This window comes from Streptomyces sp. NPDC020965 (genome assembly GCF_044333555.1).
In the GTDB taxonomy this organism is placed as follows: Bacteria; Actinomycetota; Actinomycetes; order Streptomycetales; family Streptomycetaceae; genus Streptomyces.
Genome location: NZ_JBIRRE010000020.1, coordinates 1 through 23,494, shown reverse-complemented (window position 1 = coordinate 23,494; position 23,494 = coordinate 1). Strand labels below are relative to the sequence as shown.

Here is a 23,494-nt window from a genome sequence, read left to right as displayed (position 1 = left end):
GGCGGGTCCGACGCCCTGGGGCCGCTCGTCCGGGCCTTGCTGGGCTCCAGCCTGACCCGAAGGAGACCCTAGCCCTTGGCCCGTTCTTCGATGCGGTCCGCCGCCAGTGACGGGCCGTCGTCGGCGCGCATCTGGTCACGGAGCGCCCGGACCCTGGCGCGGGTCGCGTCGTCGGCGGCCAGTTCCGTCACGGCCGACCGCAGCCGGTCGGCCGTCAGCTCGTCCGGCGACAGCCTTACGGCCAGGCCCAGTTCGGCCAGCCGGGCGGCGACGATCCGCTGCTCGGGCATCTGGGGTACGGCGACCACGGGGGTGCCGAAGTACAGGGACTCCACCACGCTGTTGGTGCCCGCGTGGCTCACGAAGACGTCCGCCCGGTCGAGTACGGCCAGTTGGGGCACCCACTCCATGATCTGGATGTTGTCCGGTACGGGGCCGACGGCGTCCAGGTCGACCAGTTCGCCCGCCGACATGACCACGTGCCACGGGGTGTCGGCGAACGCCTCCACACAGGTGCGTACGTACCCTTCCGGGTGGTCGTAGCTGAAGCTGCCGCGGGTCATCAGTACGAGTGGCTCGTCCGGCTCCGGCGGCTGCCAGGGTGGCTGGTCGGCGCGGCCGGTGTCGAGGCTGGCGCCGACGAAGGCGAACCGGTCGTCGAAGGTCTCGTGCGCGGGCTGGAGCGCCTTGGGCACGAACACCAGGTTCGACTCTTCGGACGGGGCGTTGAACTCTTCCAGCGTCAGACCGTCAAGGCCGTGTTGGCTCAGCAGCCGCCCCTGCTTGACGAAGAAGTCGATGAGCGCCGGGTGCTCACGGTCTATTTGACCCGCGTAGAGTTCGCCGATCCGCTGGGTGAGCGAGTAGTGCTCGTTGGACGCGAACGTCCCGTACATCTGGATGGCGGGCCGCCCCCACTTGCGGGCCAGCACCCGGCCGGCCGCGAAGGTGGCGACGTCGTACAGGAGGACGTCCGGCAGATCGTCACCGAACCCGGCCTCGTAGAGCGGGACGGTGGCGATGGCCTCGTCGATGGAGCGTACGGGTTCGTGCGCCAGATACTCGGCGTCCACCCGTTCGGGTATCTTGCGCGACGCGAGCCACGACTCGTACCGGAGTACGCGCGCGCCGGCGCGTTCCGCCAGCGGCGCGTACTTCTCCGTCGTCGCGAAGGTGACCCGGTGACCGCGTCGGACCAGTTCCTCGACCACGGGTAGCACCGTGGTGATGTGTCCGAACGCGGGAAGCGGGAGGAACGCCACGTGATAGCTGGACATGCCAGCAGCATGTCACCCGAACGAGGGGCCCTCTGTGGGTGTGCGCCGAAGTGTGGGGAAGTCCCTAGCGCCCTACTGGACGCCCCGGTCCGCGATGGTTTCGAGCCGTTCGGCCACGCCGACGGCACCGGGTGCGCGCCGGGTGGAGCGGCGCATCTCCTCGACCCGGCGGCGGGTCGGCACATCGGCGGCGACCGCGTCGACCGCGACGCGCAGGGACTCGGCGTCGAGGTCGGCGGGCGGGATCGCCCGGCCCAGACCGAGGTCGACGACGTGCTGGGCCGTCGCGTGGGCGTCCCACTGCTGCGGGACGACCACGGCGGGCACACCCTGGTGGAACGCCTCCATCAGACTCCCGGTGCCGCCCTGGCAGACGAACGCGGTGGCGTGCTCCAGGACCACCGGGTGCTGGATCCACGGATGGGCCTCGACATTGGGCGGCAGTGGCCCCAGCGACGCCGGATCGACCCCGGTGCCAAGGGTCATCACCACGTGCCAGGGCGTTTCGGCGAAGGTCTCGGCGCAGCCGCGGAAGAAGTCCGGACGGCGGTTGGTGCTGGTGCCCAGGGAGACGAGGAGCACCGGCGCGGCACTCTCCGGGGGCTTCCAGGAGCCGGCGTAGTCCGCGGGCCGCGGACACGGTCCGGCGAAGAGGTAGTCGTCGCCGAAGGTTTCGCCCCTGATCTGGAACTCCCTGGTGACGAAGGAGACGTTGAGCGCCGCGTCGTCGCCGCTGGCCATGCCGTCGGCGAGCAGGTCCGCCACGCCCGCCGCCTCGATCCGGGCGGTGAGCCGGGCCCCGAGCTCTCGCAACCGGGGGTCGGTCGGATCGGCGGGCACCTGGTCGGGCTGGTTCTCGGTGCCGTTCAGCGGTACCTGATCATTGGTGCCGAAACCGGCGTAGGTACGGACGGTGGGCACACCGTGCCTGCGGCCCACCGCCACGGCCGTGTCCGAGGCGAGCGCATCGTGCACGATCACATCGGGCCGATCTGCCGCCGCGCACTCCAGGGCGGTCTCCAGCGGGGCGAAGCTCTCTTCCACGAACCCCATCAGCATGGTCGTCGCGAGGTCGACACCGCCCGTCGTGGTGATCGACTCCGGGAACGGCGAGGAGTACGGCACCACGCGCGCGCCGGTCTCGGCGACGCGGGCGGCGAGCCGGTCGGCGACCACATAGGTGACCCGGTGCCCGCGGCCGATCAGTTCCTCCACCACGCCGAGCGTGGGCTTGATGTGGCCGTACGCCGGAAAGCCGAACCAGAGGACGTGCAGCCCCGGGGTGCCGGCGGCCGGTCCGTCGCCCGGGCGGGCCGTACGGCTATGCGGTGACATGGGGGCTCCTCGATAGCTGGTCCGGGCACGGGCCTTCGCCCTCTTCGGCGTCGCTCCGCCGCGCGATCGACTCCAGCAGCGCGGCCTGGCGGACGGCGTCGTCGCCGAACCGCTCGTGGGCCGCCGGTTCGGCGCACGCCTCGGCGAACGTGGTGAGCATCCCGAGGAACTGGTCGGACGCCGGCAGGACGCGTTCCTCCCGGGAGTCGGCGTGGTGCAGTCGGATCAGGGGGCGGGTCTCCGGGGGCGGGGTGAAGGCCCAGTCCACCTCGATACGGCCCTCGCTGCCCCAGATCGCGTAGGTGTTCCGATAGGAGTGGGTGAGGCCGAAGTCGCAGTGCGCGGTGACGCCCGCGCCGTCGCTGAGCAGGGCCGAACCCGCGACATCGACGCCGTCGGCGGGCTCGTGCCGCAGCCGGGAACCCACCACCCGGATGTCGTCGCCGAGGAAGAGCTGGGCGGCCCGGACGGGGTAGCAGCCGATCTCCCGCAGCGCGCCGCCCGCCAGCTCCCTGCTGTAGCGGATGAGGGTGGGGGCGGTCCGCGGGATGCCGAAGGAGCTGCTGAAGGAGAGCGGGGTCCCGATCGCGCCGTCGGCGACCAGTGCCCGGACCCTGTCGTGCTGGGTGTGGTGGAGGAAGGCGAAGTTCTCCATGAAGGCGAGCGAACTTCGCCGGGCGGTCGCCACCAGCTCCTCGGCGGCGGTGGCGCTGACGGTCAGGGACTTCTCCACCAGGACGTGCTTGCCCGCTCGCAGGGCGGCGTCCGCCCACTCCTCGTGCAGCGCGTTCGGCAGCGGCACATAGACGGCCTGGACATCGTCGCGTTCCAGCAGCCGCTCGTAGCCGGCGACGGCCGCGCAGCCGAACCTGTCGGCGAAGGGTTCCGCCTTGTCCAGGGTGCGGCTGGCCACGGCCACCAGCCGCAGTTGTTCGCAGCGTTCGATGGCCGGGATGCTACGGCGCCAGGCGATGTCGGCGGCGCCGAGCACTCCGATCCCGATCGGCTCAGCGTCAGACATACGGTTCCTCCCGAACTGAATTCCCCCACAACGGAATGTCGGTACACCGACCACGACGAGTCCGGACAGCGGGCAGTCATTCTTCCGCCGACCCGGTGCCCGGGCTCTGTGCGGCCGGACACTCTGCGACTTTCCCCAGAAACGGCTCAGGGTCGCTTGGCGACGAATTCACGAATGGAGGAGATCATGTAGTCGATCATTTCCGTGGTGATTCCCGGATAGACTCCGATCCAGAATGTGCGTTCGGTGATGATGTCGCTGTTCGTCAGGTCTCCGCTGACCCGGTAGGTCTCGGTCCGGTAGGCGGGATGCCGGGTCAGGTTCCCGGCGAACAGCAGCCGGGTGCCGATCTTCCGCGACTGGAGGAACTCCACCATTTCGGGTCGGCCGAACGGCGCGTCGTCGGTCAAGGTGATGACGAAGCCGAACCAGCTCGGATCGCTGCCCGGGGTGGCCTCCGGCAGCAGGAGGCCCGGCAGCCCGTCCAGGCCCTCGCGGAGCCGCCGCCAGTTGCGCTTGCGGGCCGCGACGAAGTCGGGGAGCTTCACCAGTTGGGTCAGGCCCAGCGCCGCCTGGATGTCGGTCGCCTTCAGGTTGTAACCGACGTGCGAGAAGATGTACTTGTGGTCGTAGCCGCGCGGCAGATCACCCATCTGGTACTGGAACCGCTTGAGGCACTTGTTGTCCTCACCCGGCTCGCACCAGCAGTCGCGTCCCCAGTCCCGCATGGACTCGGTGATCCGCGCCAGCTCCAGCGTATTGGTGAGCACACAGCCGCCCTCCCCCATGGTGAGGTGATGGGCCGGATAGAAGCTCACCGTGGAGTAGTCGCCGAAGGTGCCGGTGTTGCGTCCCTGATAGGTCGAGCACACCGCGTCGCAGTTGTCCTCCACGAAGAAGAGGTCGCGGTCCCGGGCCAGTTCGGCGATCTCCGCGACCTGGAACGGATTGCCCAGGGTGTGCGCCAGCATGATCGCCTTGGTGCGCGGGCCGATTGCCGCCTCGATCCGCTCGAAGGTGGCGTTGTAGGTGCCGAGTTCCACATCGACGAAGACCGGCACCAGCCCGCACTGGAGGATCGGGTTGACCGTGGTGGGGAAGCCCGCCGCCACGGTGATCACCTCGTCACCCGGCCGGAGCCGGCGATCCTCCAGTTCCGGCACGGTCAGTGAAGCGAGGGCGAGGAGGTTGGCGGACGATCCAGAGTTGGTCAGATGCGCTTTGCGGACACCGATCGCCTTGGCGAACAGCCGCTCGAAGCGGAGCGCGGAAGCGCCCGAGGCGATCTTCATCTCCAGGGCGTGGGAGACGAGGGCCGCGCGGTCGTCCTCGTCGAGGACGGCGCCCGACGGCAGGATCGGGGTGATCCCTGGGACGAATCCCCTATCGGACGCCGCCCGGTCGCGATGAAGTTTCCGCGTCAGCTCCAGAATGGACTCCACGTCCGTGTCGGCCATGAATGCTCTCTCCGTCCACTGCGATGGTCGAATGGTTTGCGTCGAGATCGCCGGCGTGGGCGGACGCCTCGGTCCGGGTGCCTGGTCGGTGATCGGCGGGTGGGGGGAGCGGGGCCGCCCCGAGTCTGTCGGCCGGGGGTCCCGGTGTCCGCTTCGGTGCCGCCCGGCCGGGATCCCGGGGTCCGGGGCCGCAGTGCTGCTGGGGCTTCACGGGTGTCTCAGGCTTCTCAGGTCGAGCGGGTTCTTCGGGTCTGTCGGTCCATCGGGTCGAGACGGTCGGGATGGTCGGGATGGTCGGGACGGTTGCTCGGGGCTGTTCGGCGAGGTGGGCCTAGTGCGTCTCGGCGGGGCGCGGAATGCTGTCCCAGAGGGCGATCAGCGAATCGGACAGGGTGTGGACCGGGGACCAGCCCAACTCCTTCCGCGCCAGCTCGATATCGAGTGGCTGTGCACCCACCCCCCGGTCGCGGCGCACCGCGGGCACCGGCCCGCGGACGATGGTGGCGGTCGATCCGGCGATCCGCATCAGCGTGTCCACGCCGTCGGTCAACCGGACCCCGGCCCCCGCGCCTATGTTGATCACCGGCGGAAGCTTGTCCGCTCTTACCGCGCAGAGCACCGCATCGGAGACGTCGCGGACATCGACGATGTCCCGCTCACCGTCTATCGGTGGCAGCTCCAACACGGGAGGCCCCGCCGCCAGTTGGTGGGCGAGGCCGCCGAGCAGGCTCTGTGACGACGCGTACGGGCCGACGCAGAGCGAGATCCGCAGCACGACCGCGTCGATCCGCCCGGCCGTGACGGCCTCCCCGATGAGCGTGGTTCCGGCGAGCTTGGACTGCGCGTACCGGCCGACCGGACGACACTCCAGTGTCTCCGCGAGCCGTTCCTCGCCGGGGTGGTTGCCGTACTCGTAGGCCGATCCGATGTGCACCAGCCGGACCGGGTCCGGCAGGGTCGCCACCGCGTCGACGAGCCGGGCGACCAGCGCCACATTGCCCTCGGTCAACTGCTCGTCCGTGACGGCCCACGGAGTACCCGCCGCGTTGACCACCAGGGCGGGTCGCTCGGCCGTGAGCATGGCGGTGAGCGTCTCGGTGTCCGCCCGGCCCGCGTCCAGCCGTATGGTCCGGACCCCCGCCGGAAGGTCCGCGGCGCGGCGGACGACGGCGGCCACCGACCAGCCTTCGGCCGACAGCGTGGCGCACACATTGCGGCCGATGAAACCGGACGCTCCGAGGACCACAGCGGTCGGCTCGACCCGGTCCGTGGAACTGACTGCACGCATGGCGCGCCCTCCTGGATGGTCTGGCCGAGGGGGCCGTCCTGGAGCGGCCGCACCTGCGGCCACTATGGGGGCGGTGGGCGCCGAAGGGCCCGTACGCAGGGGCAACTCTGGGTGTTTCCCCCGACTCGCGCGGTAGCGCCTCCCACCGGCCCCGCCGGCGGACGAACCTGGACGCATCACCGGACCACCCGTCCACTGAGGAGTCCCCTGTGCGCGTGCTGTTCGCGACCATTCCCGAGAAATCGCATCTGTACTGCATGACACCGATCGCCTGGGCCATGCGGGCCGCCGGTCATGAGGTCCGTGTCGCCAGTACCGTGCAGTTCGTCGATTCCATCGCCCAGACCGGTATGCCCGCGGTGGCGGTGGGAAGCAACGACGCCATCAGCGCCGGGATGAGCGCGAACCGTGACTCGCAGGAGTGGGAGTCGCTCAACTGGAACGAACTGGACCCGGCGAAGCTGACCTATGAGGCCGAGGTCGAGCGGGCGCAGCTCTTCGCCTTCGGCTGCGCGATGTACAACGAGCCGATGATGAACGACCTGGTGGAGTTCGCCCGGTCCTGGAAGCCCGACCTCGTGGTCTGGGACCCCCTGACCTACTCCGGGCCGATCGCCGCCGGCGTGGTCGGCGCGGCACATGTGCGGTCGCTGTGCTTCTCCGACGTCTGGGTGCTGAAGCGCCAGTACTTCCGGAAGCTGTACGACGAGGCCCCGGCCGACGTCCGGCGCGACCCGCTCGGGGACTACCTGACTGGTCGCACCGCCGACCACGGGGGCACCTTCACCGATGAGTCCGTCACCGGGCAGCTCACCCTGGACCCGCTGCCGACGTCCCTCGGTGTGCCGACCAACGCACCGCGCACCCCGATCCGCTTCGTCCCCCACAACGGCCCTGGCGCGCTCCCCGACTGGCTGAACACTCCTCCGGAGCGCCCGCGGGTCTGTATGAGCCTCGGCGCGTCGAACTTCGAGCGGTACGGCGGCGACTACGTCTCCAAGACGGATCTGCTCGAAGCGCTGGCGGAGTTGGACGTCGAGGTCGTCGCCGCCCTGTTGCCGGCGCAGGTGGCGGAGTTGGGTACGGTGCCATCGAATGTGCGGGTCGCCCAGTCGGTGCCGTTGAACGCGATCCTGCCGACCTGTTCTGCGCTGGTGCACCACGGCGGCTTCGGCAGCTCCGCGACCGCGATGGTGCACGGTGTCCCGCAACTGGTGGTGTCCACGTTGGTGGCCGACCAGTTCTCCCGGGCGCAGCGGGTGGAGAGCCAGGGCGCGGGCATCGCGCTGGAGAGCAGCAAGGCGACGGCGGACCAGGTGCGGGACGGCGTCGCGCGGATGCTCGGGGAGGGTTCGTTCCAGAAGAACGCGGACCGGCTGCGCGACGAGGCGGTGGCGCACCCCTCCCCCGCCGAGATGGTGCCGACGCTGGAGCGGCTCGCGGTCGAGCGGCGCACCACGCCCTGGAAGGTCTGAGCCAGGCCGCTGGGGAGGCCCCCGGCCCGGGGCCTCCGCAGCCGTTCCGTCCCCCCGGCCGGCCGGGGGGGACGGTCAGAGTTCGACCAGTCCGGCGTCGTAGGCGATCAGTCCGGCCTGGGTGCGGTTGCCGCATCCCAGCTTCTCCAGCATCCGGGACACATAGCCCTTGATGGTGGCCTCGGACAGAAACAGCCGCTCCGCGATCTGTGCGTTCGGCAGGCCCTCGCCGAGACAGGCCAGCACTTCGACCTCCCGCTCCGTCAACGACTCCACGAGCTTGCGCGCGCGGTCGCGGGCGGAGAGGCGGTCGGTCGACGCCGCGACGAGCCGGCGCGCGGCGGCGGCCGACATCACGGTGTGCCCCTCGGCGGCGACCCGGACCAGCCCGATCAGGTCCTCCGGGGGCGTGGACTTGACGAGGAATCCGGACGCCCCGGCGCGCAACGCGCGCAGCACATACTGGTCGGCGTCGAAGGTGGTCAGGACCACGATGGCGGGCGGGTCGGCGAACTCGGCGATCCGCTCGATCGCGGTGAGGCCGTCCACCCCCGGCATCCGCAGGTCCATGAGGACCACGTCCGGCCTGCTGCGCAGCACCGCCTCGACACCCGCGGCGCCGTCGTGGGCCTCGTCCACGACCTCGATGTCATCGGCGGAACCGAGGATGGTCCGCAGGAAGACACAGACCATCGGTTCGTCGTCCACGACCACGACACGCACCATGGCTCACACCGCCGATTCGGCGGTCGGGATGTACGCGGGCAGGGTGGCCTCCACATTGAACCCGCCGTCCGGCGAGCGGCCGGCGCGCAGGGTGCCGTGCACCAGCTCGATGCGCTGCCGCAGGTGGGCGATGCCGAGCCCAGAACCGGTGCCGACGAGCGACCTGCTGGGCCGGGCGGTCGGCGGTGTATTGCGGATCGAGAGCCGGACCTGGGCCTCCTCGTACGCGACCCGTACGGTCACCCGGGCGCCGGGGGCGTGTTTGCGCACATTGGTGAGCGCCTCCCGGACGATGCGGTAGGCCGTGCGTCCGACGACGGGCGATGCGAGTGCCCGGTCCCCCTCCTCGACCAGTTCGGCGGGGGTGCCCACCGCGGTCGACTCGGCGACCAGCGCGGCGAACCCCGCCACCGACGGCGTCTGGTCCTCGCCCGGCTCGGTGCGCAGGATGCCGACCAAGTCGCGTAGTTCGTCGAGGGCCTGGCAGCCGGCCGCCCGGAGCTCCTCGGCGGCCTGGCGGGTCGCCTCGTCCTTCGCGGTCATCCGTAACGCCCCGGCCTGGAGCACCATCAGACTCACCCGGTGGGTCACGACGTCATGCATCTCGCCCGCCAGCCGAACGCGTTCCTCGGCGCGGGCCTGTTCGGCGAGGAGGTGACGCTCCCGCTCGGCCCGCTCGGCGCGCTCGGTCAGCGCCAGGACGAGCCGTCTGCGGGTGTCGACGTACAGCGCCAGCAGGGGTCCCACGGTGGTGCGGAGCAGCCCCACGGTGATGATCGTGGGCGATAGCTCCCACACGCGCGCGACGATGACGGTGAAGACGGCGAGCGGCAGATACTCGGTCCACCGGTTCTCTCCGTTCGGACGGTGAATCGGGCCGTGGGAGCCCTGGAAGAGCGAGAGGCCCGATGGGCGGACCCGCAGTCGCTGGGGGTACGGGCGGCGGGCCGCGAGGCCCTGGCCCTGGGGGTACGGGAGCCCCTGGGCGTGCGGCCGGCGCTGTGGGTAGGGGGCGCGCTGGGGATACGGAGCGCGCTGGGGGTACGGGGGGCGTTTGCGGATCTCGCGGTTCTCGCGGTAGAAGATCGGCCCGTAGGCCGCAAGCACCGTTGCGTAGGGCGCCCAGAGGTTTCCCTCGGTGGCCGGGGTCAAGGCGTCACACGGCGAGATGAGCAGGGTCACCGCGAGGGTGAACGCGCCGAGGACGGCGAGCACGGTCAACGGGGCGCGTCGGCGGACTGCCAGGGAGAAGCAGGCAATGGCCTGCGCGCCGAGCATGAACCAGGCGAAAGCCCCCGGCTCCTCCGGCCACCAACTGGCGCCCAACAGGGTCAATCCGGTGTCCAGCCCCATGAAGAAGACCGCGATGGCCACATCCACGGCCGACCTGTGCCGGCGGTGCCACGGTCCGTCAGTCATGCGGACACGTTAGGCCACTGGCGCGCCCGCTGAACACGAGGCAGTCCTTCGTCCTGGGCGGAACCCTACGAAAGTCGTATTCCCATCCGTACGACCAGCACTTCGTCGTATCGAGAGTCGACTCCTCGCTCTGCCGCGCGCCTCCCCGCCTGGAGTGGAATGGGGCCATGGACGCGAGATGGGATCACGTGACAGCGACTCCCCAGTTGGGTCGCTACGAGATCGACACCGACAGCTCGACCATCGCCTTCACGACCCGGCACTTCTTCGGGTTGCTGGCGGCGCATGGCGAGTTCGCGATCCGGACCGGAACCATCGACATAGCGGAGCCACTCACGGATTCAAGCCTCAGTGTGGAGATAGAGACGGCGAGTCTGCGTACGGGAAACACCCGCCGGGACCGTGCTGTACGGTCGGCGCGCTTCCTGGACGCGGACCGGTATCCGCTCATCGCCTTCGCCTCCGAACAGGTGGACCGCCGCGCGGTGCACGGCACGCTCACGGTGTGCGGTGTCGCCCGGCCGGCCAGCCTGCTGATCGAGGAATCCGCCGTCGCGGCGGGGATGTTCACCATCCACGCCTCGACATCCGTCGACCGGACCGAGTTCGGCGTGACGGCGTCCCCCCGGCTGGTCGGGCGTCGACTCGACATCTCGCTCCATCTCACTTGCGTACATCTGTAGACGCGAGAGCGTCACCGGCCGAACAGGCCCCCCAGAACGGCCGTCCCACACGGCCGAAGAGAGCCGTGCCCCTGCAACATCCCCCGCGCAGGGGCACGGCTCGCCTCATGCACACGGCTCGTCCGGGAAACGGCGCCGCCTCCGACTCCTGCAAGGGGTCGGGTGTCCGGCTCGCCCCGTCACCCGTATCGGCTCGCTCTCCTCCGGGAGGGCGAGCCGATCGTCGTAGGGGCCCATCGACCAACCCCCGTCTGAAGGTACGGGCACTCGCCAGATACGGGCCGCACCCCCGCGCGCGTCAGGGGCGCGGGGGTGCGGGTGTTGCGGGGCGCGGGGGTCACTCCGCCCGGCCGCGCAGCCAGTCGTCCACCACCCGGGCGGTCGACCCCGCCAGGTCCTCCATCATGGTGAAGTGGTTGCCGGCCACATCCACGGTCTCGTCCGCCGCGCTCCATCCGGTCTGCCAGCGCTCCGGCGGCAGCCCCTCCCCACCGGCCATCGGCTCCCCCGCCCGCACCAGCAGCACCGGTGCCGCGAGCTTCTCCGGTGCCCAGCCGCCCAGCAGGTTGAAGTACCAGCTCATCGCCGACAGCCGGGCCGCGTCCATCCGGGCGAAGCTGGCCTCCCGCTCGAACATCCCGCCGAGCAGTTGGTCCTCGAACTGGCCGAGTGAGTCGTCGCCCGGCACATAGGTGTCGAGCAGCACCACACCGGACGGCGCGTGACCCTCCTCTTCCAGCCGGGCGGCGGTCGCATAGGCGAGGACACCGCCCGACGACGAGCCGAGCAGGGCGAACGGTCCGTCCTGGGCCTGTTCCCGCACCATCCGCGCCAACAGACCGACCAGGGCGTCCTGGGTCGCGGGCAGCGGCTCACCGCTGGCGAACCCGGGCACCGCCAGGGCGATCACATCCCGGATGTCACGGAACGCGGAGGCGAACCGTGCGTACTGGTGCACTCCGGCCAGCGCCACCTGTGAGCTGAAGCAGATCAGCCGGACCGGTTCCGGGCCCTTGGCCAGCCGGACCGAGGTCGGCGACTGGCTCACCTCGGCTGCGTCGGCGAAGGTCGGGCGGAGCTGGGCCACGCTGTTCAGCAGTTCGAAGCCCTCGCGGAGCCGGCCGCTCTCGCACGCCTGGCGGAAGAGCGCGCCGACGGTGTCATTGAAGGCGGCGGCCCCGGTGCCCCTCGTGGGCGCGGTCGGTGTCCCGTCCGGCACGGCGGTCGCCGCCGGGGCCAGTTCGGTGTGCAGATGATCGGCGAGGGCGAGCGGCGAGGCATGGTCGAAGGTCACGGTGGCCGGGAGCCGGAGGCCGGTCGCGGTGTTCAGCGCGTTGCGCAGTTCCACGGCGGTCAGCGAGTCGAGCCCGAGTTCGAGGAACGGCTGCTCGGGCAGGACCTCGTCGGCCGACGCGTGCCCCAGGACCGCCGCCGTGACGCCCCGTACGAGATCGAGCACCGCCGCTTGCCGGCCCGGCTCGTCCAGCGCGGCCAGTCGGCGTGCCAGGGAGTCCCCGGCATCGGCGACGGCGGCGACCCGCCGACCGGTGGACCGGACCAGGCCGCGCAGCAGCGGGGCCGTCTCCGGGGTGAGCGCGGCCGTGTCGAGACGGACGGGTACGACCGCGGCGGCGTCCAGGCGCAGGGCCGCATCGAAGAGTTCAAGTCCCTGCCGGTCGCTGAGGGCGAGGACACCGCCCCGGGCCATTCTGCCCCGGTCCACGCCGTCGAGCCGGGCGGCCATACCCGTCTCCCAGGCGCCCCAGGCGAGTGAGACGGCGGGCAGTCCGTCGGCGTGCCGACGCTCCGCCAGGGCGTCGAGGAAGGCGTTCGCGGCGGCGTAGTTGGCCTGTCCCGGGGTGCCGAACGTGGCCGCCGACGACGAGAAGAGGATGAAGTCGGCGAGGGGTGTGTCCGCCGTCAGCTCGTGCAGATGGAGGGCGGCGTCCACCTTGGCGCGGAACACGGTGTCGAACCGTTCCGGGGTGAGCGCGGTGATCACCCCGTCGTCGAGGACACCGGCGAGGTGGATCACCGCGGTGAGCGGGTGCTCCCGGGGAATCGCCGCCAGGGTGGCCGCCAGGGCCTCGCGGTCCGCGGCGTCGCAGGCGACCAGGTCGACCTCGGCGCCGAGGCCGGAGAGTTCGTCGCGGAGCGCAGCGCCACCTGGGGACGCGGAGCCGCCGCGGCTGAGGAGGAGCAGTCGGCGCACACCGCGCCCGGTGACGAGATGGCGGGCGAGCAGTCCGCCGAGGGAACCGGTGGCGCCGGTGAGCAGGACGGTGCCGTCGGGGTCCCAGGGACGAGCGCGGGAGGGGACGGGGGCGGGGGCGGCGGTACGGGATGCGGGGGAAGCGGCGGGTGTACCGGTTCGAGACGCTTCCGTGGCGGAAGCTGCCGATTCGTACGCTTCCGCGGCTGACGCTTCCGCGGCGGGTGCTTCCGTGGTGGGTGGGGAGAGGTCGGGTGTCGTGGGCGGGGGCGCCGTGACGCGTACCAGCCGGCCGGCGCAGGGACGGCCCGCGCGGACGGTGAGCTGGGGTTCACCGGTTTCGAGCGCCGCCGGGAGCGCGAGCACCGACTCCGGGTGTCCGTCGAGGTCCACCAGGACGAACCGGCCGGGATTCTCCGACTGCGCGGTCCGCACCAGACCCCAGAGCGGTGCACAGGCGAGATCGTCGGGGCGCCCTTGGCCGCCGGCCAGCGCGGCCCGGGTGACGAAGGCCAGCCGGGAGTCGGCGAACCGCTCGTCGGCGACCCAGGCCCGGACCGTCTCCAGGGCCGCCGCGGTCAGCTCCCGTACGCCGTCGACCAGTTCGAGTCCGGAGTCGGCGGCACTGCCGTCGAAGGTGACCAGCACCGTCTCCGGGAGGGTCATCCCGGTCGACACGGCGCCGCCGAGTGCGGTCAGATCCGCGAAGGACTCCACCACGACGCCCGCTTCGGCGAGCGGAGCAGCGATCCCCAAGGCGTCCGAGCCGACGAGTACATGCCGGTGCGCGGAGATCGTCGGGTCGCTCGTCGGCAGGGGTGTCCACGCCACCCGGAACAGCGAGTCGGTGTACGGGGTGGCGGCCGGGGCGCCTCCCGCCTGGATCTCGGCCAGCGGGCGCAGCGTCAGCGAGCCGACCTCGGCCACGGCCCCGCCGGTCGGGTCGACGGCGCTGATCGCCACCTGTTCGGAGGAGGTCGCGGTCAGCCGTACGCGGAGGGCGGTGGCGCCCTGGGCGTTCAGGTCGAAGCCGTTCCAGGAGAAGGGCACCAGCCGACCGGCGGCGTCCGGCAGCAGATGGGCCAGTCCGTGGAGGGCGGCGTCGAGAAGGGCCGGGTGCAGACCGTACCGGCCGGCGTCGGAGGCCACGGAATCGGGCAGGGCCACCTCGGCGTACAGCTCCGTATCGCGGCGCCAGGCGGCCCGCAGGCCCTGGAAGGCCGGCCCGTATGCGACGCCCGGCGCGTCGGGCAGGGGGGTGGCGTCGGGCAGGGCGGGGCGCGGGGCGGAGGCGTCGGAGGACGAGGCGGACGAGGCGGGAGCGTCGGGGGGCGGGGCGGGGGTGTCGTAGAACCCGTCGAGTGGGATGGCGAGGGCACCCGCTGGCGGCCACACCGATCCATCGAACGGCTCGGCGCCGGGGTTGGTGCTCGGCGCCGGTCGGGACGCGGTCAGGACGCCGCTCGCGTGCTGGGTCCACGGCTCGTCGGCGGATGCGTCGGCGAACCGGGAGAGCACGCGGACGATCCGGTCGCCCCGTTCGTCCGCCGCGCCGGTGACGAGCCGGAGCTGCCGTTCGTGCGGGGAGTCGAGTGGCAGGGGGGCCGCCAGCACCAGTTCGTCCACCAGGCCGCAGCCGCCGTGGTCCCCTGCGTGCACGGCGAGTTCGAGCAGCGCCGTGCCGGGGACGACCGCGCGGCCGGCGACCCGGTGGTCGGCGAGCCAGGCATGGGTGGCGGACGAGAGCCGCCCGGTGCAGACGAACCCGCCGTCGGGCAGCGGCAGACATGCGCCGAGCAGGGGGTGATCGGCACCGGCCAGCCCCGCCGCCGCGAGATCGGCGGGCCCGGCGGTGGCGTCGGCCCAATAGCGCTGTCGTTGGAACGCGTAGGTCGGAAGGTCGACGCGGCGCGCGCCGCTGTCGGCATACCACGCGGAGTGGTCGGTACGGGTGCCGTGGGCGAGCAACCCGCCCAGCGCCGTACCGAACGTCCGGAGCTCGGGCCGCCCCCGGCGCAGGACCGGGGCGGTGAGCGGCGGCTCCCCGTCGACCGGTCCGGACTCCTGGACGGCGGTGACGAGTACCGGGTCGGGGCCGAGTTCGACGAAGTGGGTGACGCCGGCCGCCCGCAGCCGGGTGATCGCGTCATGGAACCGTACGGCGTGCCGGACCTGACGTACCCAGTAGTCGGCGCGGCACATCCGGTCGCTGTCCCCTGGGTCCGTGCCCGTGTCGGTGTGGTCCCCGAGAGCGGCGCCCGTACCGTCGCCGGGCTCGTTGCCCAGTGTCGGTACGACCGGGATCCGGGCCGGGTGGTACGTCACCGAATCGGCGACGGCACGGAACTCGGCCAGCATCGGTTCCATCCTGGCCGAGTGGAAGGCGTGGCTCACCCGCAGCCGCTTGCTGGGCCGGTCGGCGAACCGTTCGGCGAGCGCGAGCACGGGGCCCTCCTCGCCGGAGAGGACGACAGCGTCCGGCCCGTTGACCGCGGCGATGCCCACCCCCTCCCCAAGCAGGGGAAGGATCTCGGCCTCGGTCGCCCGCAGCGCCACCATCGCACCGCCGGGCGGCAGCGCCTGCATCAGCCGCCCGCGCGCCGCGACCAGCCGACAGGCGTCCTCCAACGAGAAAACCCCGGCGACATGGGCGGCGGCGAGCTCGCCGATCGAGTGGCCCACCAGTTGGTCGGGGACCGCGCCACAGGACTCCAGCAACCGGTAGAGCGCAACCTCCAGCGCGAAGAGCGCGGGCTGGGCGTACCCCGTGGTGTCCAGCGGACGGTGCTCGGCGGTCGCGGCGGGCTCGTCCCAGAGCACCTCACGCAGCGGACGGTCGAGTTCCGGATCGAGCAGGGCGCAGACGGCGTCCAGCGCCTCCGCGAACACCGGTGACGTCTCGTACAACTCCCGTCCCATACCGGCCCGCTGGCTGCCCTGGCCGGTGAAGAGGAACGCGACCCGGCGTTCGGCGGACCGGCCGCGCACCACCGACGGCGCGGTCCCACCGGCCGCGACGGTGTCCAGCGCGGACAGCAGGGTGTCCCGGTCGGCGCCGATCGCGAGCGCGCGGTGGTCGAAGACGGTCCGGGTGGTGGCGAGCGAGAAACCGGCGTCGAGGGGGGTGATCTCGGGACGGTTCGTCAGATGCCCCCGGAGCGTCGCGGCCTGCGCCCGTAGGGCGTCCTCGGTCCGACCGGAGAGCAGCAGCGGAACCAGCGGCGGGGTGCGCGGCGCTTCCCCCGCGGCCGGGGCTGGAGCCGGTTCGGGGGCCGGCGCCTCCAGGATGACGTGCGCGTTCGTACCGCTGATGCCGAAGGAGGAGACCCCGGCGCGCCGGGGACGCCCGGCCGGGTGCCACGGCACCGCCTCGGTGAGCAGTTCTACCTGTCCGGCCGACCAGTCGACCTGCGCGGTCGGCTCGTCCACGTGCAGGGTCGGCGGCAGTACGCCGTGTCGCATCGCCTGCACCATCTTGATGATTCCGCCGACTCCGGCCGCCGCCTGGGCGTGCCCGATGTTGGACTTGATGGAGCCGAGCCGGAGCGGTTCGCCGTCGGGGCGGTCCTGGCCGTAGGTGGCGAGCAGCGCCTGTGCCTCGATCGGGTCGCCGAGTACCGTGCCGGTGCCGTGCCCCTCGACCGCGTCCACCTCGGACGGCCGCAGTCCGGCGCGGTCCAGCGCCTGCCGGATCACCCGCTGCTGGGCCGGGCCGTTGGGCGCGGTCAGTCCGTTGGACGCGCCGTCCTGGTTGACGGCCGAGCCACGGACGACGGCGAGGACCCGGTGTCCGTTGCGGCGGGCCTCGGAGAGCCGCTCCAGGAGCACCATGCCGACGCCCTCGGCCCAGCCGGTGCCATCGGCGGCGGACGCGAACGACTTGCAGCGGCCGTCGGCGGCGAGCCCCCGCTGGCGGCTGAAGTCGATGAAGGTGCCGGGGGTCGCCATCACGGTCACCCCACCGGCTAGTGCCATCGCGCACTCGCCCTCGCGCAGTGCCTGCGCCGCCAGGTGGAGCGCCACCAGGGAGGAGGAGCATGCGGTGTCGATGGTCACCGCGGGCCCTTCGAGCCCGAGGAGGTAGGCGACCCGGCCGGTGACCACACTGCCCGCCGAACCGGTGCCGAGGAAGCCCTCCGCGCCCTTGGGGACGGTCCGCAGCCGGGCGAGGTAGTCGTGGTACATCACCCCGGCGAACACACCGGTCCGCTGGCCCCGCAGGGTGGCGGGGGCGATGCCCGCCGACTCGATCGCCTCCCACGCCGACTCCAGGAGCAGCCGCTGCTGCGGGTCCATGACCAGCGCCTCACGGGGTGAGATCCCGAAGAAGGCGGCGTCGAAGTCGGCTGCCTCATGCAGGAATCCGCCCTGCCGTACGTAGCTGGCGCCGTCGGCGTCCGGGTCGGCGTCGTACAGCCGCTCCAGATCCCAGCCGCGGTCGGTGGGGAACGGCGTGACACCGTCGGAGCCGGACGAGACCAGCTCCCACAGATCGTCGGGCGACCGCACACCACCGGGGAACCGGCAGCTCATCCCGACGATGACGATCGGGTCCTCGGTGCGCCGCGCGAGCCGGGGCTCGGAGCGGGCCGGGGGCTCCGCGCCGAGTAGCCGTTCCAACAGGTGCTCACTGACGGCCGCCGCGGTCGGATGGTCGAACACCAGGGTCGCGGAGAGCCGCAGCCCGGTCGCGGCGTTGAGGTGGTTGCGCAGTTCGACTGCGGTGAGGGAGTCGAAGCCGAGATCGCGGAACGGCTGGTCGACGGCGATGTCTTCCGCCCGGTCATGGCCGAGTACGGTGGCCGCCCGCTCCCGTACCAATTCGCGCATGGCCGCGCGGCGTTCATCGTCGGCGAGGGCGGTGAGCCGGTCGACCAGCGAGGCGGAGAGCGCGGAGCCCGCCTCCGCCGCGCGCCGCCTCGGTCGCCGGACCAGGGCGCGGAACATCGGCGGAACATGCTCTCCGGCGTCCCGCAGGGCGGCGAGGTCGAGCCGCATGGGGAGGACTGCCGCGTGCTCGGCCGAGGCCGCCAGATCGAAGAGGGCGACGCCTTCGGACGCGGAGAGCGGCACGACACCGCCGCGCGCGATACGCCGCACATCGGACTTGCCAAGCCCTCCGGTGATCGTGCTCGTCCGGTCCCACAGGCCCCAGCCGAGGGAGAGTCCGGCGAGACCTTCGGACCGACGGCGTTCGGCGAGTGCGTCGAGGAACGCGTTGGCGGCGGCGTAGTTGCCCTGCCCCGGGGCGCCGAGGGCGGCCGAGACGGAGGAGAAGAGGACGAACGCCGAGAGGGGGCGGTCGCGGGTCAGCTCATGGAGATGGAGGGCGGCGTCCACCTTGGGGCGCAGCACGCTCCCTACCCGGTCGGCATCGAGGGAGGTCACCGTGGCATCGGCGATCACGCCGGCGGTGTGGACGACCCCGGTCAGCGGCCGGTCGGCGGGGACGGCGTCCAGTACCGCCGCGAGCGCGTCGCGGTCGGCCGCATCACAGGCGACGGTGGTGACGAGCGCGCCGAGCTCGGTCAGTTCGGCGGTGAGCTCGGGCGCGCCCGGGGCATCGGGGCCGCGTCGGCTGAGCAGCAGGAGGTTCCGTACCCCGTGTTCGGTGACGAGGTGCCGGCAGATCACCCCGCCGAGGTCCCCGGTCGCGCCGGTGACCAGCACCGTGCCCGTGGCGTCCCAGCCGGGTGACGCCGCTTCGGTACGGGTGGGGGCCGAGGGGGCGGTGGCGATGGCTGGCACCAGTCGGCAGGCCAGCAGCCCGTCGTCCCGCACCGCGATCTGCGGTTCCTCCGATGCGATCGCCGGGGCGGGCGAGGTGGCCGCGTCCACGAGCTGGAACCGTCCGGGGTGTTCGGACTGCGCCGACCGTACGAGACCCCAGACGGCGGCACCGGACAGATCGCGGACCGTGTCGCTGGGACCGGTGGCCACCGCACCGTCCGAGACGAAGACGAGCCGGGAGGCGTCGAACCGCTCGTCGGAGAGCCACTCCTGGATCAGGGCGAGCGCGCTCAGCACGGCGTCGTGGGTGGCCCGGGGGTCGAGGTCGGGGGCGCTGCCCGCACCTGCGTCGGGGGATGCGGTACGGGGTCGTCCCGCGCTGGTTACGACGGTGTCCGGCACGGGTGAACCGGCGTCGAGCGCCGCGCGCAGGGCCGCGAGGTCCGGATGCCTGGTGCCTGGCCCGAAGACGCCGTCGTCCGTGCCGATGACCGCCCAGCCAGCCGGGTCGGTGCCCGGCGTGGTGTCGGTGACCGGTGTCCAGTCGAGACGGTAGAGGGCGTCATGGGGGGTGGCGTCCGCCTGGCGGCCTGCGGCGATGGCGTCCACCGCCATGGGCCGGAGCGTCAGGGCCGCGATATCGGCCACCGGACGCCCGGCGGCGTCGGCGACATGGAGCGCGACGCTCTCCGGTCCGGTGACCGTCAGCCGTGCCCGCAGGGCGGTGGCCTCCACGGCGTGCAGTGTCACACCGCTCCAGGAGAACGGCAGCCGGCCGGGCTGATCGTCGGCCCCGGCCCCGGCGACCGGGTCTCCCCCGGCGGAGAGGGCGAGGGAGTGCAGCACGGAGTCAAGGACTGCCGGGTGCAGGGCGAACGGCTCCGCCTCCCGCTGGGGCGAGGCGGGGAGCAGGGCCTCGACGAAGAGTTCCGCACCGCGCCGCCATGCGTGCCGCAGCCCACGGAAGACCGGTCCGTACTGGAGGCCCAGCGCGGCCAGGTCCTGGTAGAGACCGTCCGAATCCAGCTCTTGGGCGTCCGTCGGCGGCCACTCGGACGGCTCGGACGGGTCAGACGGCGCGGACGGCTCATCGGCGGGCGCGGGAGCGAGCGTCCCGCTGGCGTGGTGGGTCCAGCGGTCGGATGGCTCGCCGTCGAGTCGGGAGGAGATCCGCAGCGACCGGCAGCCCGTGCTGTCCGGGGTGCCGACCAGCAACTGGAGGTGCACGATTTCCGTCGAGGGAATCACCAGCGGTGTGGTGATGGTGAGTTCCTCGATCTGCTCGCATCCGACGCGGTCCCCGGCGCAGAGGGCGAGTTCAAGGAATCCGGTCCCGGGGAACACGATGCGACCGGCCACCTGGTGATCGGCCACCCAGGGTTGGGTATGCGCCGACAGCCCGCCGAGGAGCAGTACCTCGTCGGAGCCCGCGAGGGTGATCACCGCGTTCAGCAGCGGGTGTCCCGCGCGAGTGGAACCGAGCGGCTGCGGCCCCGCCGACAGCCGTGCGGTCGGCCAGTAGCGCTGGTGTTGGAAGGCGTAGGTGGGGAGGTCGATGACTCGTGCGCCGGTCGGCGTGTAGAACGCCGTCCAGTCGATGGAGGCGCCGGTGGTCCAGAGGCGGGCCAGGGCGGTAATCGTGCTGGCCGGTTCGGGGCGGTCACGACGGAGCAGGGAGACCGCTGTGCTGTCGCAGGTGTCCGCGATGGCACCGACGAGCGTCGCGTCGGGGCCCAGCTCGATGAAGCGGGTGACACCGAGGGTGGTCAGGGCCTCGATGGCGTCGGCGAACCGGACCGTGCCTCGGACCTGGTCCGTCCAGTAGTCGGCGGTGAAGTCGGTGACCGCCTCGCCGGTGAGGGTGGAGACGATCGGGATACGGGGGTGCTGGTGCTCGATCCCGGCCGCTTCGGTGTGGAAGGCGTCCAGCATCGGGTCCATGAGGTGGGAGTGGAAGGCGTGGCTGACATCGAGCCAGCGGCCCTTACGGTCCGGGAGTGCGGCGGCGACCTGCTCCACGGCCGCACGGGAGCCGGAAAGGACTGTCTGTCCGGGGGCGTTGATAGCGGCGACCGATACACCGTCGATCAGGTGGGGGGTGACCTCATCCGCGGAAGCCCGTACCGCCCACATCGCACCACCGGCAGGAAGGGCATCCATCAACCGCGCACGCGCCGCCACCAGACGGCAGGCATCGTCCAAGGACAGCACACCCGACACATGCGCGGCAGCCAGCTCACCGACCGAATGACCCACCAGATAGTCAGGCGTCAGGCCCCAGGACTCCACCAATCGGAAGAGGGCCACCTCGATGGCGAACAGCGCGGGCTGAGCCCACCCCGTACCGCTAAGAAGTCCCTCAGGGTTCTCGAACATCACCTCACGCAACGAACGATCCAGCAGCGGATCGAAGTGCGCACAGACATCATTCAACGCCGCATCGAACACCGGGAAGACCTCGGCCAGCTCACGACCCATACCGGACCGCTGACCACCCTGACCCGAGAACACGAAACCAGTCAGACCACCATTGACCACACCCAGAACAGCACTCGCCGACGTCTCACCGGCAGCCACTGCCTCCAGCCCCGCCCGTAACCGCCCAAGGTCGGCGCCGAGCACCACCGCGCGATGCTCCAGAGCCGCCCGTGTGGTGGCCAGCGAGCGCCCGATCTCTGCGGGCTCCGCGTCCGGGGCAGTTAGCAGCCGGGCCGCCTGAGCTGCGACCGCATCGGCTGATTTGCCGGAGATCACCCAGGGCACCAGAGGGACTTCGACGCCGGGTGTGCGCTCCGGGGCCGACTCCTCGGGGGCCTCCTCGGGAGCCTCCTCAATGATCACGTGGGCGTTGGTGCCGCTGATGCCGAACGAGGAAACCCCCGCCCGGCGTGGCCGATCCGTCCTGGGCCACGGCCGTGACTCCGCCAGCAGCTCCACCGCACCGGCCGACCAGTCCACATGCGACGAGGGTGTACCCACATGGAGCGACTTCGGGAGTTCCTGGTGTTGAAGGGCGAGAATCATCTTCATCAGGCCGGCGACGCCGGCCGCCGCCTGGGTGTGGCCGATATTGGACTTGATCGAGCCCAGCCACAGCGGATCGGTCCGGTCCTGGCCATAGGTGGCGAGGAGGGCCTGCGCCTCGATCGGGTCGCCGAGGGTCGTCCCCGTACCGTGCGCCTCCACCGCGTCCACATCCGCGGGCGTGAGGGCGGCGTTGACCAATGCCTCCCGGATCACGCGCTGTTGGGAGGGGCCGTTCGGCGCGGTGAGGCCGTTCGAGGCGCCGTCCTGGTTCACCGCCGAGCCACGGACCACAGCCAGGACGCGACGTCCGTTGCGGCGGGCGTCCGACAAGCGCTCCAGAACGAGGACACCGACGCCCTCGCCCCAACTCGTACCGTCCGCGTCGTCCGAGAACGCCTTGCACCGGCCGTCCTCGGCGAGCCCGCCCTGGCGAGCGAACTCGATGAACGCGCCGGGCGTCGACATGACCGTCACACCACCGGCCAGGGCGAGTGTGGATTCGCCGGACATCAGTGACTGGGCGGCCAGGTGCAGGGCCACGAGAGAAGAAGAACATGCGGTGTCGATGGTGACGGCGGGACCCTCCAGGCCCAGTGTGTAGGCGATCCGGCCGGACAGGACACTGCCGGAACTGCCCGTACCGCCGTACCCGTCGGCCGACTCTCCGGCCAGCGCCAACGCCGTCGGGTAGTCCTGGCCATTGGTGCCCGCAAAGACCCCTACCGGTGCACCGCGCAAGGAGAGGGGGCCGATACCCGCGCGTTCCAGGGATTCCCAGACGACTTCAAGCAGCAGCCGCTGCTGGGGATCCATCGCCAACGCCTCACGCGGCGAGATCCCGAACAGACCCGCATCGAAATCGGCTACCCCCGTGACGAACCCGCCCACCGGGGCGAAATCGTCGCCCGTGTCCCAGCCCCGGTCGGCGGGGAATCCGTCCATCGTGTCGACGCCACCGTCGACCAGGTCCCACAGGCCCTCCGGCGAGTCCACGTCCCCCGGGAAGCGGCACCCCATCCCCACCACGACCACCGGATCGTCCCCGGTCGACTCCAGATCGCGGAGCCGCTGCTTGGTCTCGTGCAGTTCGAGCGTGACCTTCTTCAAATATTCGAGAAACTTGTCCTCGTTGGCCATCAGGCTCACCGCGTCCCGATCTCGTTGTCAATAAGGTCGAAGATGTCATCGGATGTGGCGGCTTCGATCTTCGCCGAGATCTGACCGGTGCCGCTGTCGTCGGCCGCGGCTTCCAGTCGTTTCATTAGCTGTTGCAGTCGGGTCGCCACGCGCATCCTGGTGACCTCGTGCGACGGCAGCGCGAGCAGGGTTGCTTCGAGCCGGTCCAGTTCGGTGCCGGCGTCCCGGTCGCCGTCGGCGGCTCCGTCCGCCAGCTCGCCCAGCAGATATTCGGCCAGGACGACGGTCGTCGGGTAGTCGAAGACGAGCGTCGACGGGAGCCTGAGGCCGGCCTCCGCCGCGAGGGCGTTGCGGAGTTCGACGGCGGTGAGCGAATCGAATCCGAGGTCACGGAAGGCCGTGCCGGCCTCAATGACCGTCGGGTCGCTGAAGCCGAGTACGCCGGCGACCTGCCTCCGTACGACGTCGATCACCGCTGTGCGTCGTACGCCTACCGGCATCTCGGCCAGTCGTTGGCGGAGTCCGCCGCTGGGGGAAGCACCGGCGGCGGCGATCACCCCTGGCGGGACTATCTCATTCCACAGCGGGCTCGGGCGTACGGCCGTCACCGCGGGGACGAAACGCGACCAGTCGATATCCACCACCGTCACACACCCGGACACCGACTCCAACACACCCACCGCCACCTCAGGATCCAACGGCCGCAC

General features: G+C 71.5%; 11 protein-coding genes. 2 read left to right on the top strand and 9 right to left on the bottom strand.

The window, feature by feature from the left end; all coding sequences use genetic code 11:
• Window positions 1-68: 68 nt before the first annotated feature.
• The 5 genes from ACH4S7_RS35650 to ACH4S7_RS35630 form a co-directional block, all read right to left on the bottom strand.
• Window positions 69-1,277, bottom strand: a complete 1,209-nt coding sequence (locus tag ACH4S7_RS35650; protein ID WP_398525576.1) for a macrolide family glycosyltransferase — start codon at window positions 1,275-1,277, stop codon at window positions 69-71.
• 72 nt (window positions 1,278-1,349) lie between these two features.
• Window positions 1,350-2,612, bottom strand: a complete 1,263-nt coding sequence (locus ACH4S7_RS35645; RefSeq protein ID WP_398525575.1) for a macrolide family glycosyltransferase — start codon at window positions 2,610-2,612, stop codon at window positions 1,350-1,352.
• Window positions 2,599-3,633: a Gfo/Idh/MocA family protein gene (locus tag ACH4S7_RS35640; protein ID WP_398525574.1), complete on the bottom strand. Its 1,035-nt coding sequence runs from the start codon at window positions 3,631-3,633 to the stop codon at window positions 2,599-2,601. The genes ACH4S7_RS35645 and ACH4S7_RS35640 overlap by 14 nt, the downstream gene beginning before the upstream one ends.
• Before the next feature lie 146 nt (window positions 3,634-3,779).
• Window positions 3,780-5,090, bottom strand: a complete 1,311-nt coding sequence (gene rfbH, locus ACH4S7_RS35635; protein ID WP_398525573.1) for a lipopolysaccharide biosynthesis protein RfbH — start codon at window positions 5,088-5,090, stop codon at window positions 3,780-3,782.
• 331 nt (window positions 5,091-5,421) lie between these two features.
• Window positions 5,422-6,378 (bottom strand): NAD-dependent epimerase/dehydratase family protein, encoded by a 957-nt coding sequence (locus tag ACH4S7_RS35630; RefSeq protein ID WP_398525572.1) that lies wholly within the window; start codon window positions 6,376-6,378, stop codon window positions 5,422-5,424.
• A 209-nt stretch (window positions 6,379-6,587) separates the two neighbouring features.
• Here ACH4S7_RS35630 and ACH4S7_RS35625 point away from each other — a divergent pair, with 209 nt between their 5' ends.
• Window positions 6,588-7,853, top strand: coding sequence for an activator-dependent family glycosyltransferase (locus ACH4S7_RS35625; RefSeq protein ID WP_398525571.1), 1,266 nt, complete (start codon window positions 6,588-6,590; stop codon window positions 7,851-7,853).
• A 75-nt stretch (window positions 7,854-7,928) separates the two neighbouring features.
• On the opposite strand, the gene ACH4S7_RS35620 is transcribed toward ACH4S7_RS35625, so the two are convergent.
• Both ACH4S7_RS35620 and ACH4S7_RS35615 read right to left on the bottom strand, forming a co-directional pair.
• On the bottom strand, window positions 7,929-8,579 hold the full coding sequence (locus ACH4S7_RS35620) for a response regulator (RefSeq protein WP_398525570.1): 651 nt from the start codon (window positions 8,577-8,579) through the stop codon (window positions 7,929-7,931).
• 3 nt (window positions 8,580-8,582) lie between these two features.
• On the bottom strand, window positions 8,583-9,998 hold the full coding sequence (locus ACH4S7_RS35615) for a sensor histidine kinase (RefSeq protein WP_398525569.1): 1,416 nt from the start codon (window positions 9,996-9,998) through the stop codon (window positions 8,583-8,585).
• Window positions 9,999-10,186: 188 nt separating this feature from the next.
• Here ACH4S7_RS35615 and ACH4S7_RS35610 point away from each other — a divergent pair, with 188 nt between their 5' ends.
• Entirely contained in the window at window positions 10,187-10,681 is a 495-nt protein-coding gene (locus ACH4S7_RS35610) for a YceI family protein (RefSeq protein WP_398525568.1), read from the top strand.
• A 337-nt stretch (window positions 10,682-11,018) separates the two neighbouring features.
• On the opposite strand, the gene ACH4S7_RS35605 is transcribed toward ACH4S7_RS35610, so the two are convergent.
• Complete coding sequence (locus tag ACH4S7_RS35605; RefSeq protein WP_398525567.1) at window positions 11,019-22,787, bottom strand: type I polyketide synthase; 11,769 nt, start codon at window positions 22,785-22,787, stop codon at window positions 11,019-11,021.
• A gap of 5 nt (window positions 22,788-22,792) precedes the next feature.
• A partial coding sequence (locus ACH4S7_RS35600) for a phosphopantetheine-binding protein (RefSeq protein WP_398525566.1) occupies window positions 22,793-23,494 on the bottom strand: 702 nt, incomplete at its 5' end.

Coding starts and splice junctions, on each gene's coding strand:
- ACH4S7_RS35650 (WP_398525576.1), bottom strand. CDS start 1,277: ATGTCCAGCTATCACGTGGCGTTCCTCCCGCTTCCCGCGTTCGGACAC.
- ACH4S7_RS35645 (WP_398525575.1), bottom strand. CDS start 2,612: ATGTCACCGCATAGCCGTACGGCCCGCCCGGGCGACGGACCGGCCGCC.
- ACH4S7_RS35640 (WP_398525574.1), bottom strand. CDS start 3,633: ATGTCTGACGCTGAGCCGATCGGGATCGGAGTGCTCGGCGCCGCCGAC.
- rfbH (WP_398525573.1), bottom strand. CDS start 5,090: ATGGCCGACACGGACGTGGAGTCCATTCTGGAGCTGACGCGGAAACTT.
- ACH4S7_RS35630 (WP_398525572.1), bottom strand. CDS start 6,378: ATGCGTGCAGTCAGTTCCACGGACCGGGTCGAGCCGACCGCTGTGGTC.
- ACH4S7_RS35620 (WP_398525570.1), bottom strand. CDS start 8,579: ATGGTGCGTGTCGTGGTCGTGGACGACGAACCGATGGTCTGTGTCTTC.
- ACH4S7_RS35615 (WP_398525569.1), bottom strand. CDS start 9,998: ATGACTGACGGACCGTGGCACCGCCGGCACAGGTCGGCCGTGGATGTG.
- ACH4S7_RS35605 (WP_398525567.1), bottom strand. CDS start 22,787: ATGGCCAACGAGGACAAGTTTCTCGAATATTTGAAGAAGGTCACGCTC.